The organism is Vogesella sp. EB (assembly GCF_001037925.1).
In the GTDB taxonomy this organism is placed as follows: domain Bacteria; phylum Pseudomonadota; class Gammaproteobacteria; order Burkholderiales; family Chromobacteriaceae; genus Vogesella; species Vogesella indigofera.
Genome location: NZ_LFDT01000044.1, coordinates 1 through 14,466, shown reverse-complemented (window position 1 = coordinate 14,466; position 14,466 = coordinate 1). Strand labels below are relative to the sequence as shown.

Below are 14,466 nucleotides of genomic sequence, written 5' to 3'. Positions count from 1 at the left end.
AACAGCGACAGGCCGCTGCTGCCGGCAGCGGCAGACGGCAAGGCCGCGGCCACCACCGCAGTCGCGGGGGCGCTGGCAGGAACGGGGGCGGCAGGCGCCAGGAGGGTGCTGTTCATGGTTGTTCCGCAAATTCGCTGACGTTGGCGTAGGCAAGACTCTGCTCGCGCTGCTGCAGGCAGCGCGCCATGTCCTGTTCCGATTGCTGCAGTGCGCTGCCGATCTCGCACAGCAGCGCCTGGTAGAACTGCTGCAGCTGCGCCACCTCGTCCGGGCGCAGCCTTGGCGCTTGCGGCAGCGCTGCGGCCAGCGCGCGGTCCAGGCGCTGCAACGCGTCCCAGTCGCGGCTGGCCACCGCCTGCTGCAGCTGCTGGCCGAAGGCGGTGACATCAAAGCGCGGCATGCTGTTCCTGTACGCCCATCCAGCCGCCCTTCAGCGTGTTCAGCAGCTGCACCACCTCGTCCAGCGCCGCCAGATCCAGCTCGATGCTGGCGTGGTAGAGGCGGAACACGCAGTAGTCGTACAGCCGCGCCAGATTGGTCACCACCTCGCCGCCGTGGTCGCTGTCCAGCGCGCTGGACAGGCCACCCAGGATGTTGATGCACTTGCTGATGCTGTCGCCCTTCTGCTCGTAGCGCTGCTGCTCCAGGTGGCCACGCGCCCGCGCCAGCTCTTCCAGCAGGCCGTCAAACAGCACCAGCACCAGCTGCACCGGCGAGGCGGTGGCGGTTTGCGATTCCAGGTTGACAGCGTGATAGCTGCGGTAAGCGTCGTAGTCCACGATGGCGGCGGTCCTTATTGGTTCTGGGCGAAGTAGTTGTTGAGGCTGTCCAGCGTGCTGCTCATCTGGCTCTGCATCGCCTGCAGGCGCGAGTACTGCCCCAGATAGCGCTGGTAGACCTGCTGGTATTCGGCTTCGAGGCGGATCTGGCGCTTGTCCAGATCGTTCTGCGTGCGGGAGATGGAGTCGCGGCGCTGCGTGATCACGCCCTTGGTGCTGCTCAGCCACTGGTCGAGGTAGCCGCGCACCGACTTGATCAGGCCGTCGCCGTTGCTGTCGCTGAAGAAGCTGTCCAGCGCCGCCGGCTTGTCCTGCAATAGCTTGGTCAGCTTGGTCCGGTCCAGCGTCAGGCTGCCGTCGCGGCTGGCGCTGACGCCCATCTCCGCCAGGCGCACGCCGCCGATGTTCTGCCGCACCATGTTGTTGAGCTGGTCGCGCAGGGTGCGCACCCCGGAATCGGTGGCGAAGATGCCGGCGGCGGTCTTGCCGTCACCGCTGCTGGTCAGCGTGCCCAGCGATTTCAGCAGCGTGTTGTAGCTGTCGACGAAGCTTTGCAGGTTGGCCGCAGTGTCGCCGTCGTTGCGCGCCACCGTCAGCTGCAGCAGCGCGTCACCGTCGCTCATCGCGCGGCTGAGCGTCAGCGTCACGCCCTGGATCGCGGTAAAGGTATTCGAGGCCTGCTTCACCAGCACCCCGGTGGTCTTGCCCCCCAGCCACACTTCCGCGTCCTGCGCCGCGCTCAGCTGCGTCGGCGCGTCCAGTGCCGCCTTCAGCGCGGCATTGCCGATACCGCTGGTATCGAGGCTGATCTGGCCGGCGGCGCCGGTGGCGGCGGACGACAGCACCAGCCGGCTCTGGCCGTCGGCGGTCAGCACCATGGCGTTGACCTTGCCCTGGTTGTCGGCGGCCTGGTTGATGGCGCGCGCGATCTCACTGGCCGACAGGCTGAGGTCGCCGTCGACGTCGGCGCTGGCGAGGCTGACATTGAAGGTGGCGCCGCCCTGCAGCGTGACGCTGAAGCTGCCGCCCTCGGCCGCCGGCACGCCGCCGATATTGCCGAACGCCAGCTGGTGCGCGGAGGCGACCTTGTCCACGAACAGCGAGTAGCTGCCGGCCTGCGCGGTGGCACCGGCGCTGGCGGTGGCGATGCCGTCGCGGCTCAGGCTGGCGCTCATCGCCAGCATGCTTTTCTTGCCGGCCAGGGTGGCAAGGCTGCTGCGGAAATCCTGCAGCGCCTTCTGCAGCTGGCTGAGGCCATCGCTGCGCGCCTTGCTGGTCTTGTTCTGTGCCGCCAGCTGCTGCTCGGCGCTCTGCATGTAGATCGATGCCATCTGCGATGCCATCTGTGACGGATTAATGTCCACTTTCCTGTTCCTCCGAACGCGTAGCGAATACCTGACAAGGCGACGCGGCGCGCTGTTTGCTTGAAAAAGTGTGAATAATCACATCGGCCCCTGCTGTCGCAGCCACGCCAGGCTGGCCTGGTCGTCGCTGCGCTTCTGTTCCTGGCGTTGCTGCTGCTGCGCCAGATCGGCGGCGGTGCGCTGCTGCAGGCTCATCAGCACCTCGCGCCGCAGGCTGGCCGCCAGCAGCGCCTGCTGGCTGACCGCGGTATCGGCCTCGGCCAGCTGCAGGTCCAGCTGCTGCGACTGTTTCAGCTGCAGCAGCGCGTCCTTGTAACCGGCGCAATTGAGCGCCAGCGCCGGCAACGTGCGGCTGCCGCTGGCGCCGCTGTGGCGGCACAGCTCATCCATGCGCTGGATGTTGCGCTGGTAGCGTTCCTGCAGCTGCCGCTTGTCGGCGACTTCGCGCTGCAGCCGCGCCACGTCGGCGTCCTTCAGCGTCAGCAGTTGCTGCAGGTTTTGCAGCGTGGTGCGGGCCTTGATCATGCGAGCAGTGCCTCCAGTTGGGCGATCACCTGCGGCAACGTGACGGCGTCGTCGGCACGCTGGCACAGCAGCTGTTCGATCTGCGGCATCAGCCGTACCGCGCGGTCGGCCTGGGCGTCGGCGCCCGGCACGTAGCCGCCGAGCGGGATCAGGCCGCGGATTTCCTGGTAGCGGCCCCACAGCGCCTTCAGCGTGCGCGCCGCGTCCAGGTGCCCCCGGTCGCCGATCTGGCTCATACAGCGGCTGACCGAGGCGCCGATGTCGATCGCCGGGTAGTGGCCCTGCTCCGCCAGCGCCCGCGACAGCACGATGTGGCCGTCCAGAATGGCGCGCGCGGTATCGACCACCGGGTCCTGCTGGTCGTCGCCTTCCGCCAGCACGGTGTAGATCGCGGTCATGCTGCCGCTGCTGCCCTCGCCGTTGCCGGCGCTCTCCGCCAGCGCCGGCAACATGCCGAACACCGACGGCGGGTAGCCGCGCGTCGCCGGCGGCTCGCCCAGCGCCAGCGCCACCTCGCGCTGCGCCATCGCGTAGCGGGTCAGCGAATCGACCAGCAGCAGCACGTTGCGGCCCTGATCGCGGAAATGGGCGGCGATGGTGTGGCACAGCTCGGTGGCCTTCAGCCGCATCAGCGGCGATTCGTCGGCCGGCGCCACCACCAGCACCGCCTTGGCGAGGCCGTCCTTGCCCAGCGCGTGCTCGACGAATTCGCGCACCTCGCGGCCACGCTCGCCGATCAGGCCGACCACCACCACCTCGGCCTCGGTATGGCGGGTGATCATGCCCAAGAGCACGCTCTTGCCGACGCCGCTGCCGGCAAACAGGCCGACACGTTGGCCGCGGCCCAGCGTCAACAGGCCGTTGATGGCGGCGACGCCGACATCCAGCGGCTGCGCCACCGGCTGCTTGCGCAGCGGGTTGATCTGCGGCGGATGCGCCGCCAGCGGCATGTCGCCGCCGAGGCGGCCGCGCTCGTCCAGCGGCTCGCCGAGGCCGTTGACGATGCGCCCCAGCCAGCTGTTGCCGATCATCAGCCCGGCGCTGTCGGCGGCGGGAATCACCCGCGCGCCGGTGCTCAGTCCGACCGGCTTCTTGAACGGCATCAGGTAGGACACTTCACGGCGGAAACCGACCACCTGCGCTTCCAGGTAATGGCCACTGGCGGTTTCGATCAGGCAGCGCTGCCCGGTTTCCAGCGGACAGCCGATGCTCTCCAGCAGCAGGCCGGAGGCGCCGACCAGCTTGCCGGTGACGGTGGCCAGCGGCACGTCGGACAGGTCCAGCCGCGCCAGCGCGTCGCGCAGCATCTCAGTCGTCTCCGCCCGGCAGCGGCAGCGCGCTGTCGGCACTCAATTGTTCGCGCAGGCGCTCGACGCAGGCGCCGAGGCGCTGCTCGCAGCCGGCGTCGATGTCGCTGTCGGCGCTGCGGATGCGGCACTCGCCCTGCGCCAGCGTGCTGTCCGGGCGCAGCGCCCAGCGGCTGGCGCGTTCCGGCGCCAGCTCGCGGATGCGCTGGTATTCCTCGCTGTTGAGCAGGATTTCCACCTCGCCGGCGCGCGGCGGCAGTGCGGCCAACGTTTCTTCCACCAGGTCGAGGATCTGCGCCGGTTTCAGCGTCAGCTCGCAGCGGATCACCTGCCGTGCCACCTTGGCCACCAGGTTGATCACGTCCTCGCGCAGCGCGCTCTGGTAGTCGACGCGGCAGCGCTCCATGGCGGCGGTGGCGGCGTCCAGCGGCCGCGCCGCGCTGTCGAACTGCGCCAGCACCTGCTGCATCGCCTCGCGACGGCCCTGTTCGCGCCCGGCGGCGAGGCCGGCGTCAAAGCCGGCCTGCTTGCCGGCGCTCTCGCCGCTGGCGTAGCCCTCGCCGTAGCCGAGGTCCATGCCCTGGCGAAAGCCGTCGGCGGCGGAGGCCTGCGCCGAGCCGGGCTCGGCGGCCGCCAGGGCGCCGAGCTGGGCCGCCAAGAGCGGCGGAAAGCGGTAGGGACGCCACGGGTTCACTCGACGACTTCCTCGGCGAACAGCTGCAGGTCGATCTCGCCGGCCTCGGCCAGCGCCTTGACCTGCGCCATGATGTCGCGGCGCACTTCCTCGACGCGACTGAGCGGCACCGGGCCGGAGCGGCGCATCATCGCCTCGAACGCCTGCGCCTGGCGGCGCGGCATGGTCTGGGTGATGGCCTGGCTGACCGCCGGCTCGGCGCCCTTCAGCGCGATCGCCCACATTTCCAGCGGCACTTCCTCGGTCAGGCGCAGCAGCACGGTCTCGGTCTGCCGCGACAGGATGAAGAAGTCGTACATGCGCGCCTCGATCTCGTTGACGATCTCCGGATCATGGCCGCGCAGCAGCTCGATCATGCGCGCGCGGTCGCCCGGCAGGCGGTTGATGATGTCGGCGGTCTGCTGCATGCCTTCCACCAGCGTGCTTTGCGTGTGCAGGCTGTCCAGGCAGCTGTTGACCAGCTCTTCCAGCTCCTGCAGCAGCTCGCGGTCGATGTCCTTCAGGCGCGCGATATTGACCAGCACCAGGTCGCGGCTGTCCTGCGGCAGCGCGTCGACCACCTGCCCGGCCAGCGCCGGCGGCAGGAAGGCGAGGAACACCGCCTGCATGCGCACGTGTTCGCCGGCGATGCGGTCGGCCAGCCACTTCGGCGACACCCACTGCAGGCGCGCCATTTTCGGGCGGATGGCGTCGCCGTAGATATTGTTGAGCACGCTGTTGGCGATGTCGCTGCCCAGCGCCAGATCCAGCGAGCGCTTGAGGAAGGCGCGGCTGGCGCCGTGTACCCCGCTCTGCTCGCGGTATTCGTCGAAGAACTTCTGGATGCTGGTCTTCACCGCGTCGACCTTGATGCCGCTCAGCGACGACATCTCCTGCGTCACCGCCAGCAGCTCCTCGCGCGACAGGCAGCGCAGCACCGCCGACGCCGGCTCCTCGCCCATGCACAGCAGCAGGATGGCGGCCTGTTCCAGCGGCGTCATGCCTTCCGCGTTACCCAGCGCGACACCGGCACTGGCCGCCGCGTTGTGCAGCAGGTCGGACTTATTGAGTTCGTCCATTTTTCTGTACCCATTGTTTGACGACTTCGGCGACGCGCTCCGGCTCTTTCGCCGCCAGATGCTTCAGGTGATCGACCAGCACATCGACGCTGGAACCGGCCGGCGGCAGATCGTAATTCTCCAGCAGCGGCACCACGGTGCTGCCGCTGCGTGCCGCCGTCGGGTCGGGCAGCGCCGCCACCGCGGCGCGCTCGTCGGCCGGGGCCGGCTGCGGCGTGTCATCCGGGGTCAGCAGCAGCGGCTCGGGGCTGGCAAACGCCACCGGCAGTGCCGCCGGCAGCGGTGCGGCCAACCTTTGCCGCAGCAGCTTCAGCAGCGGCCGCGCCAGCAGCAGGTACAGCAGCAGGCCGCTGATGGCGTAACCGGCCCACGACAGCGCGGTCGGCAGCCACACGCCGCCCTCTTCCCACCACGGCAGCGGCGCCGCCTGTGCCGGGAAGGCCAGCGCCGACAGCACCAGCGCGTCGCCGCGTTCGGCCTTGATGCCGAGTCCGCCGCGCAGCAGCTTGTCGATGCCGGCCAGCTGCGCCGGCGTCCACGCCCGGCCGTTCGGCGCCGCGCCCTCGTTCAGCACCACCGCCACGCTAAGGCGGGACAATTTGCCGCGCGCATGCTGGATCTGCATGATGCTGCGGTCGTAGGCGTACTGGCGGGTAACCGCGTTCTTGCTGACCGCGGAGCCCTCGGCCGCCGGCATCGAGGCGTCGGTGTCGATCGGCAGGTTGGACAGCGAGCCGGGGATGCCCAGCGCCGCCTTTTCGTTGCTCTTTTCCTCGCGCGAGGCCTCGTTGGTCACCTTCGGTGCCTCGCCGTACTTCTCGCGCGTTTCGTTGATGCGGTCGTTGTCGACTTCGGCGGCGATGCTGACGCGGAAGTTGTCGGCGCCGACCACCGGCGCCAGCAGCGCGCGCACGTTTTCCAGCGCCTGCTCGCGGTGGCGGCGCTCGTTGTCGCTCTCGTTCAGCGCGATGCCACCCTCGGCCAGCGTCAGCCGCGCCGACAGCAGGTTGCCGGCCTGGTCGACCAGCGTCACCCGTGCCGGGTCCAGCGTGGACACGCTGCCGGACACCAGCTTGACGATGGCGGACACCTGTTCGTTGCTCAGGCTCTGCCCCGCCTTCAGCGTCACTACCACCGAGGCCGAACCCTTGTCCTCGTTGGCGCCGACGAAGGCGCTGCTTTTCGGCAGCGACAGGTGCACGCGCGCTGCGCGCACCGGCTCCAGCGCCAGGATGCTCTGTACCAGCTCGCCCTCCAGGCCGCGGCGGAAGCGCACGTCCTGCACGAACTGGCTGACGCCCAGCGGATCATTATTGTCCAGCAGCTCCAGCCCGGCCGGCAGCTGCGCCACCACGCCCTTGCCGGCCAGCTGCATGCGCACGCGGCCCAGCTGCGCCTCCGGCACCAGCACCTGGCCGCTCTGCGGATGCAGGCGATAGGGGATTTTCTCGGCGTCGAGCACCGCCATCATGTCGGCGGCGGACACCTTTTCCTGCTCGCCGAACACCGGCTTGTAGCTGGCGTCGTCGTGCCACAGGTAGACCACCACCAGCACGGTCAAGGCCAGCGCCAGCATCAGCAGCGGCAACAGGTAACGCCAGGTGGCGGCGGGCAGCGCCGCCGGGGGCAGGCCTTTGGCCCGCAGGCCGGAAAAGCCGTTTTTGAGTTGAGTCAGCACGGGGAACCGCCAGTCAGATTGGCATCTTGATCAGGTCGTCGACGGCGGCGACGACCTTGTTACGGACCTGCATCAGCATGGAGAAGGACAGGCTGGCTTCCTGGCTCAGCATCATGGCGCCGACCAGATCGTCGCTGCGGCCGCTGTCGACATCGGCCATCTTGTCGCTGGCGACGCGGTTCTGGGTATCGACCTCGCTGACCGCGTTCATCATCGCGCCGGAGAAACTGACCGCGGTATCGGCACTGCCCGTCTCCAGCGGCGAGGCCGCCGCGATGTGCGACAGCGCGCCCATGTCTTTGGCGATCTGCTGCTGATCGGCAGCGATCAGCAGATCAAGGTTAATTGCCATGCTCTCTCTCACCAGAAGCGTTTGCCTGCGCCGTGGCGGCAGCGGGCGGAAAGCCCTGTCCGGGCCGGCAGCAGGAAGGATTGGAACGTGGCGCAGTTTAAACGTGCACTTACCAATGAACCGTGTAAATTTTCACAGATCGTTATGTGAATTTTCACCCTTCCGCCCGAAGGGCATTCAGTAAGATGCGGCTTCCATCAGTGCGTCGCGGCGACAACAGCCCGCCGGCCAGCCCGATACCGCCACCTGAAACCGACCCGCCATGCCCAAGTCCAGAATTCTTGCTCCAGCCGACGGCGCGCGACTGCCCCCTGTTGCCACCGCAACCCTGGGCCGCCCGTTCCACCTGCTGCCCGTGTACTTGCGCACCCTGCAGCAGGCGCTGGCCGATTTCGTGCAGCGCGAACTGAACGCGCGCTACCACGCCCGCTTCGTGCTCAGCCAGCTCGTCGCCGGCGACGCGCCGCAGGAGGCGCCGCGCCGCACCTGGCACCGCTGGGGCGGCGGCGCCTTTGCCGTGCACATCGAACGCCGGCTGCTGCTACAGATCCTCGACTACCGCTACGGCGGCAACGGCAGCAGCGCCGGCACGGCCGACAGCAGCCGCGAAACCGAAACCGAACACCGCCTGGCGCGCCTGCTCGGCAACCGCCTGTCGCAGCTGCTGCTGGCCAGCATGCAGCGCGGCTGCCATGCGCTCGCCGCCGGCGACGGCATCGACAACCTGTCGTTCGCACTGCGCGACAAGCCGAGCTGGGAGGCGGTGCTGACACTGGCCGACCACAGCGGCGTGGCGCAGGGCCGCATCGCGCTGGGGCTGGACGACGACAGCATCGGCTACCTGCTGCAACAGCTGGCCGGCGACCGGCTGCCGGAAGCGGTGGCCAGCAGCGAGCCGCTGCCGTTCACCGAACAGCTGCGCCTGCGCCTGCGCGCACAGCTGCTGGAAAAACGGCTGCCGCTGGGCGAGGTGCTCGACCTGCAGGTCGGCAGCGTGCTGCCGATCCGGCTGCCGCCGCAGACCGATGTCTACGTTGGCCGCAAGCGCCTGTTCGCCGCCAGCGTGGTCGACCGCGGCGGCAAGCTGTGCCTTACCTCATTTCAGGATGTGGAGTAAACGATGCAATCACCCGACGATTTCGACCTCGACGGCATGCTGGACGGCATGCCCGCCGCCGACGCCAGCCACGAGGCGCCGCTGCCGGCACGCCCGGCGCGCGACATGCAGGGCTTCCTGCGCAAGATCCCGGTGTCGCTGACGCTGGAAGTCGGCACCGCCGAGATCTCGCTCGCCGACCTCGCCAGCATCGACCCCGGCTCGGTGATCGAGCTGGACAAGCTGGCCGGCGCGCCGCTGGACATCAAGATCAACGGCACCGCCATCGGCAAGGCCGAAGTGGTGGTCGCCGGCGAGAACTACGGCCTGCGCGTGATCGCGCTGGACAATCTCGACCTCGACGCGCTGACCTCATGATGCCAATGCTGTGGCGCCGGCTGCGGCCGCTGCTGCCGGCGCTGTGGCTGCTGGCGGCGCCGCTGGCGCAGGCCGACGACACGCTGAAGCTGCTGTCCGCCAGCGGCCAGGGCGGCGCGGTGGACTTCACCGTCAAGACCCAGATCCTGGTGCTGATGACCCTGCTCGGTCTGCTGCCGGTGCTGGTGCTGATGATGACCAGCTTCACCCGCTTCGTGATCGTGCTGTCGCTGCTGCGCCAGGCGCTGGGCCTGCAGCAGGGCCTGCCCAACCGCATCGTCACCGGCGTGGCGCTGATCCTGACGCTGCTGGTGATGCGCCCGGTCGGCGTCGAGGTGTGGAACAAGGCGATGCTGCCCTATGACCAGGACCAGATCAGCATGCCGGAGGCGCTGCTGCGCGCCGAGGCCCCGCTGTCGCGCTTCATGCTGGCGCAGACCGGCAAGAGCGCGCTGGCGCAGATCGCCAAGCTGTCCGGCGAGAGCCACATCCGCGACCCGCACCAGCACGCGTTTGCGGTGAAACTGGCCGCCTTCGTGCTGTCGGAGCTGAAAACCGCGTTCCAGATCGGCTGCATGCTGTTCATCCCCTTCCTGGTAATTGACCTGGTGGTATCCAGCGTACTGATGGCGATGGGCATGATGATGCTGTCGCCGCTGGTGATCTCGCTGCCGCTGAAGCTCTTGCTGTTCGTGCTGGTGGACGGCTGGTCGCTGACCGTCAACACCCTGGTTACCTCGATACAGGCCTACTGATGCTGACTCCCGATATTGCCGTCGACCTCGTCAACGACAGCCTGCACGTGGTGATCGTGCTGGTGGTGCTGCTGGTGCTGCCCAGCCTGATCGTCGGCGTCATCGTCAGCCTGGTGCAGGCGGCGACGCAGATCAACGAACAGACGCTGTCCTTTTTGCCGCGCCTGCTGGTGACGCTGGCCACCATCGCGCTGGCCGGGCACTGGATCACCGGCATGCTGATGGATTTCTGCATCGACATCTTCCAGCGCGCCGCCACACTGGTCGGCTGAGCAACATGAACGCCGTACTCGCCGAACTGCTGGTGCTGCTGCCGGCGCTGTGGTGGCCGTTCTGCCGCTACGCCGCGGCGATCAGCATCGCGCCCTTCCTCGGCGAAAGCGTGGTGCCGGTGCGCGCCCGCCTCGGCCTTGCGCTGGCGCTGGCGGTGGCGACGCTGCCGGCGATGCGCGGCGTGGCGCCGATCGACCCGTTCTCGCTCTACGGCGTGGTGACCGCCATCGAGCAGGCCGTCATCGGCCTCTTGTTCGGCCTCGCCTTCCAGCTGGTGATGACCATCCTGTCGCTGCTGGGCTTTCTGGTGTCGTCGCAGATGGGGCTGTCGATGGCGGTGATGAACGACCCCGGCAACGGCAGCTCGTCCGACGTGATCTCCAACCTCTTGTACCTGCTGGCGGCGCTGCTGTTCTTCGCCATGGACGGCCATCTGGTGCTGACCCAGGTGGTGTTCGACAGCTTCAAGGTGTGGCCGGTCGGCGGCGGCCTGTTGCCGCAATCGCTGGCAAGGTTGGCCGCAAGCCTGGGCTGGGTGTTTGCCGCCGCCATCCTGCTGGCGCTGCCGGCGGTGTTCGCCACCTTCGTGGTGCAGGTCGGCTTCGGCCTGATCAACCGCGTGGCGCCGGCGCTGAACCTGTTCTCGCTCGGCTTCCCGGTGGTGACCCTGTTCGGGCTGCTGACGCTGGGGCTGGTGCTGCACTACCTGCCGCAGCACTACCTGCGCCTCAGCGGCCAGATGCTCAACCTGCTGCAGGGCATGATGGGAGCGCGCGGTGGCTGAGGCGCACAACGGCGACAAGACGGAAAAGGCCTCGCCGCACAAGCTGCGCGAGGCGCGCAAGCAGGGCCAGGTGCCGCGCTCCAAGGATGTCGCCACCGCGGTCGGCATCGTGGTGGCGGTGTGGCTCAGCTTCTGGCAGATGCCGGACTGGCTGGCCGATTTCCGCCGCCTGTTCGCGCTGGCCTTCGCCTCGCTGGGCGGCCGCGGCACGCTGGAGAACGTGTGGTCGATGCTGTTCGCCGGCAGCCTGACCCTGCTGGTGAAGATGCTGCTGCCGCTGTTGGTGATCCCGCTGCTGATCGTGGTGTTCTCGCTGCTGCCCGGCGGCTGGATCTTCGTCGGCCAGCACTTCTTCCCGCAGCTGAAGCGCCTCAACCCGCTGAGCCACCTGGGACGGGTGGTGTCGGCCAAGCACGCCAGCGAGGTCGGCAAGTCCATCCTCAAGGCGCTGCTGCTCGGCGGCGTGCTGTACGGCGTGGCACTCTCCGCGATGCAGGATTTCTTCGCGCTGCAGGACCTGCCGCTGGACGAGGCGCTGGCCGCCGCCGGCGCGCGGCTGCTGCAGGCGCTGCTGGCGCTGGCGGCGGTGTTCGTGCTGTTCGCCGTGATCGACCTGCCGCTGCAGTGGCTGCTGTTCCAGCGCGAGCAGCGCATGAGCAAGCAGGACCTGAAGGACGAGTACAAGAAGACCGAGGGCAGCCCGCAGATCAAGCAGCGCATCCGCCAGGTACAGCAGCAGCTGGCGCAGCGCGGGCTGCGCAAGTCGGTGCCGACCGCCGACGTGATCATCGTCAACCCGACCCACTACGCGGTGGCACTGAAATACGACGAGGACCGCGCCGAGGCGCCGTTCATCATCGCCAAGGGCGTCGACGAGATGGCGCTGTGCATTGGCCGCATCGCCGCCGAACACGATATTGCCGTGCTCACCATCCCGCCGCTGGCGCGGGCGGTGTACCACACCACCCAGGTCAACCAGCAGATCCCGGCGCCGCTGTACCGCGCCGTGGCGCAGGTGCTGACCTATGTCTTGCAGCTGAAAGCCTTCCGCAGCGGCCAGCGCCGCGTGCGGCCAACCTTGCCGGATGATTTGCCGGTGCCAGCCCATCTCGCCAATCCGAAAACGACAACATGACCGCCCTCAACCGCCTGCTTGCCCTCATGGCGCGCCACAAGGTCGCCACCCCGCTGTACCTGCTCGCCATCCTGGCGATGGTGATCCTGCCACTGCCGCCCCTGGTGCTGGACCTGCTGTTCACCTTCAACATCGTGCTGGCGATCATCATCATCCTGGTCAGCGTGTCGGCGCGGCGGCCGCTGGACTTTTCCATCTTCCCCACCATCATCCTCGGCGCCACGCTGTTGCGGCTGACGCTGAACGTGGCCTCGACGCGGGTGGTGCTGCTCGACGGCCACCAGGGTACCGACGCCGCCGGCCGCGTGATCGAGGCCTTCGGCCACGTGGTGATCGGCGGCAACTTCGTGGTCGGGCTGGTGGTGTTCGTGATCCTGATGATCATCAACTTCATGGTGGTGACCAAGGGCGCCGAGCGCATCTCCGAGGTGTCGGCGCGCTTCACGCTGGACGCGCTGCCGGGCAAGCAGATGGCGATCGACGCCGACCTCAACGCCGGGGTGATCACCCAGGAAGCGGCGCAGCAGCGCCGCCGCGACATCAGCACCGAGGCCGACTTCTACGGCGCGATGGACGGCGCCTCCAAGTTCGTGCGCGGCGACGCCATTGCCGGCATCCTGATCCTGCTGATCAACCTGATCGGCGGTGTCGCCATCGGCACGCTGATGCACGACATGGCACTGGGCGACGCCTTCCGCCAGTACGCGCTGATGACCATCGGCGACGGCCTGGTGGCTCAGATTCCGGCGCTGCTGCTGTCCTCCGCCGCCGCCATCATCGTCACCCGCGTCAGCGATTCCGGCGACATGCAGGAACAGGTCAGCAGCCAGATGCTGGCGTCGCCGGTGGTGCTGTACTCCGCCGCCGGCATGATGTTCATGCTGGCCATCATCCCCGGCATGCCGTGGCCGACCTTCATCGGCTTTGCCGCGCTGCTGGCCTTCGTCGGCTGGCGACTGCAGCAGGCACCGGCCAAACCCGGCGCGCCGCTGGATCACGGCGCGCTGCAGCAGGTGCTGCAGGGTGACGGCGAGCCGGAGCTGGACTGGCACAGCCTGCCGTACAGCGAGACGCTGACGCTGTCGCTGGGCTACAAGCTGGTGACGCTGATCGACAAGGCGCAGGGTGCGCCGCTGAGCAAGCGCCTGAAAGGGGTGCGCCAGACGCTGAGCGAAAGCATGGGCGTGCTGCTGCCGGCGGTGGCGGTGCGCGACGACCTGAAGCTGAAGCCGGCGCAGTACGCGATCCTGCTGGCCGGCAGCACCATCGCCGAGGCCGAGGTGCACGCCGACCGGCTGATGGCGATCCCGTCGCCACAGGTGTACGGCACGCTGGACGGCATACCCGGCGTCGACCCAGCGTTCGCGATGCCGGTAACCTGGATCGAGATGCAGGACAAGGCGCGCGCGCTGGGGCTGGGCTACCAGGTGGTCGATTGCGCCAGCGTGATCGCCACCCACCTCAACAAGGTGATGCGCGACCATCTCGCCGAGCTGTTCCGCCACGACGACGTCGCCGCGCTGGGCGAAAGGTTGGCCGCACAGGCACCCAAGCTGGCGCAGGCGCTGGCACAGGCGCTCACCGCCAACCAGCAGCTGAAGGTGTACCGCGCGCTGCTGGCCGACGGCGTGTCGCTGAAGCCGGTGGAGGCGATCGCCACCACGCTGGTGGAAGCCGCCGACAACAGCAAGGAGCCGATCATGCTGGCGGCGGAGGTGCGCGCCGCGCTGAAGCGGCAGATCGTGCAGGCCATCCTCGGCCCGCGCGGCGAGATGAAGGCGTTCAACCTCGGCGCCGATCTGGAAAACCTGCTGCTGGGCGCACTGGGCCAGGCGCAGCAGAGCGGCAAGGCGGCGCTGGACAGCTTCCCGATCGACCCCAACGTGCTGCAGCAGCTGCAGCAGAACATGCCCATCATCCGCGACCAGATGAAACAGATGGCGACGCCGCCGCTGTTGCTGGTGATGCCGCAGCTGCGTCCGCTGCTGGCGCGCTACGGCCGCCTGTTCGCCCCCGGCCTGCACATCCTGTCCTACAACGAGGTGCCGGAAAACCGCGAGGTCAGCCTGGTGGGGACGCTGGGCTAGCCGGCAGCAGCACTTCCAGGATCAGCGCCGCGGCGGCAAACAGCGACGCCGGCAGCCGCGACGCCTCGAACAGGCTGACGCCGTGCCGCCCCAGCGCCAGGCCGGACAACGCCGGCAGGCTGCCGATGTGGCAGGCCGCGACCTCGAAACCGGCACCGTGCAGCACCGCCAGCAGGCTGCCGCGCTGCTCCTGCAGCCAGT

Annotated in this window: 16 protein-coding genes and 1 pseudogene; 7 read left to right on the top strand and 10 right to left on the bottom strand. The window is 68.4% G+C overall.

The window, feature by feature from the left end; genetic code table 11:
• Positions 1-112 precede the first annotated feature (112 nt).
• The 9 genes from ACG97_RS16070 to ACG97_RS16030 form a co-directional block, all read right to left on the bottom strand.
• Entirely contained in the window at positions 113-400 is a 288-nt protein-coding gene (locus ACG97_RS16070; protein ID WP_047968393.1) for a hypothetical protein, read from the bottom strand.
• Positions 387-779, bottom strand: coding sequence for a flagellar export chaperone FliS (fliS, locus tag ACG97_RS16065; protein WP_047968392.1), 393 nt, complete (start codon positions 777-779; stop codon positions 387-389). The genes ACG97_RS16070 and fliS overlap by 14 nt, the downstream gene beginning before the upstream one ends.
• 14 nt (positions 780-793) lie before the next feature.
• Positions 794-2,143, bottom strand: a complete 1,350-nt coding sequence (gene fliD, locus ACG97_RS16060) for a flagellar filament capping protein FliD (protein ID WP_369793049.1) — start codon at positions 2,141-2,143, stop codon at positions 794-796.
• A 78-nt stretch (positions 2,144-2,221) separates the two neighbouring features.
• The gene (locus ACG97_RS16055) at positions 2,222-2,668 is read right to left on the bottom strand and encodes a flagellar FliJ family protein (RefSeq protein WP_120810518.1); all 447 of its coding nucleotides are present in this window, start codon (positions 2,666-2,668) and stop codon (positions 2,222-2,224) included.
• Positions 2,665-3,975, bottom strand: coding sequence for a flagellar protein export ATPase FliI (fliI, locus tag ACG97_RS16050; protein WP_047968390.1), 1,311 nt, complete (start codon positions 3,973-3,975; stop codon positions 2,665-2,667). The genes ACG97_RS16055 and fliI overlap by 4 nt, the downstream gene beginning before the upstream one ends.
• Before the next feature lies 1 nt (position 3,976).
• Positions 3,977-4,669, bottom strand: a complete 693-nt coding sequence (fliH, locus tag ACG97_RS16045) for a flagellar assembly protein FliH (RefSeq protein ID WP_047968389.1) — start codon at positions 4,667-4,669, stop codon at positions 3,977-3,979.
• Positions 4,666-5,727 (bottom strand): flagellar motor switch protein FliG, encoded by a 1,062-nt coding sequence (locus ACG97_RS16040; protein ID WP_047968388.1) that lies wholly within the window; start codon positions 5,725-5,727, stop codon positions 4,666-4,668. The genes fliH and ACG97_RS16040 overlap by 4 nt, the downstream gene beginning before the upstream one ends.
• A complete protein-coding gene (gene fliF / locus ACG97_RS16035; protein WP_047968387.1) occupies positions 5,711-7,405 on the bottom strand; it encodes a flagellar basal-body MS-ring/collar protein FliF in 1,695 nt (564 codons plus the stop codon). The genes ACG97_RS16040 and fliF overlap by 17 nt, the downstream gene beginning before the upstream one ends.
• A 13-nt stretch (positions 7,406-7,418) precedes the next feature.
• Positions 7,419-7,757 (bottom strand): flagellar hook-basal body complex protein FliE, encoded by a 339-nt coding sequence (locus tag ACG97_RS16030; RefSeq protein ID WP_047968386.1) that lies wholly within the window; start codon positions 7,755-7,757, stop codon positions 7,419-7,421.
• A gap of 262 nt (positions 7,758-8,019) precedes the next feature.
• Here ACG97_RS16030 and ACG97_RS16025 point away from each other — a divergent pair, with 262 nt between their 5' ends.
• The 7 genes from ACG97_RS16025 to ACG97_RS15995 are packed head-to-tail and all read left to right on the top strand — an operon-like array spanning position 8,020 to position 14,265.
• Positions 8,020-8,874: a FliM/FliN family flagellar motor switch protein gene (locus ACG97_RS16025; RefSeq protein ID WP_047968385.1), complete on the top strand. Its 855-nt coding sequence runs from the start codon at positions 8,020-8,022 to the stop codon at positions 8,872-8,874.
• A 3-nt stretch (positions 8,875-8,877) separates the two neighbouring features.
• Positions 8,878-9,231: a flagellar motor switch protein FliN gene (gene fliN, locus ACG97_RS16020; protein WP_047968384.1), complete on the top strand. Its 354-nt coding sequence runs from the start codon at positions 8,878-8,880 to the stop codon at positions 9,229-9,231.
• Positions 9,228-9,986, top strand: coding sequence for a flagellar type III secretion system pore protein FliP (gene fliP / locus ACG97_RS16015; protein WP_047968383.1), 759 nt, complete (start codon positions 9,228-9,230; stop codon positions 9,984-9,986). The genes fliN and fliP overlap by 4 nt, the downstream gene beginning before the upstream one ends.
• Positions 9,986-10,258, top strand: coding sequence for a flagellar biosynthesis protein FliQ (gene fliQ, locus ACG97_RS16010; protein WP_047968382.1), 273 nt, complete (start codon positions 9,986-9,988; stop codon positions 10,256-10,258). Before fliP ends, fliQ begins: the two co-directional genes overlap by 1 nt.
• Positions 10,259-10,263: 5 nt before the next feature.
• Positions 10,264-11,043, top strand: a complete 780-nt coding sequence (gene fliR, locus ACG97_RS16005) for a flagellar biosynthetic protein FliR (RefSeq protein WP_047968381.1) — start codon at positions 10,264-10,266, stop codon at positions 11,041-11,043.
• Complete coding sequence (gene flhB, locus ACG97_RS16000; protein ID WP_047968380.1) at positions 11,036-12,178, top strand: flagellar type III secretion system protein FlhB; 1,143 nt, start codon at positions 11,036-11,038, stop codon at positions 12,176-12,178. Before fliR ends, flhB begins: the two co-directional genes overlap by 8 nt.
• Positions 12,175-14,265: a flagellar biosynthesis protein FlhA gene (locus ACG97_RS15995; RefSeq protein WP_047968379.1), complete on the top strand. Its 2,091-nt coding sequence runs from the start codon at positions 12,175-12,177 to the stop codon at positions 14,263-14,265. The genes flhB and ACG97_RS15995 overlap by 4 nt, the downstream gene beginning before the upstream one ends.
• Here the strand turns inward: ACG97_RS15995 and ACG97_RS17805 are convergent.
• Positions 14,240-14,466: pseudogene (locus ACG97_RS17805) on the bottom strand (hypothetical protein); the annotation flags it as partial. The gene ACG97_RS15995 and the pseudogene ACG97_RS17805 overlap by 26 nt on opposite strands.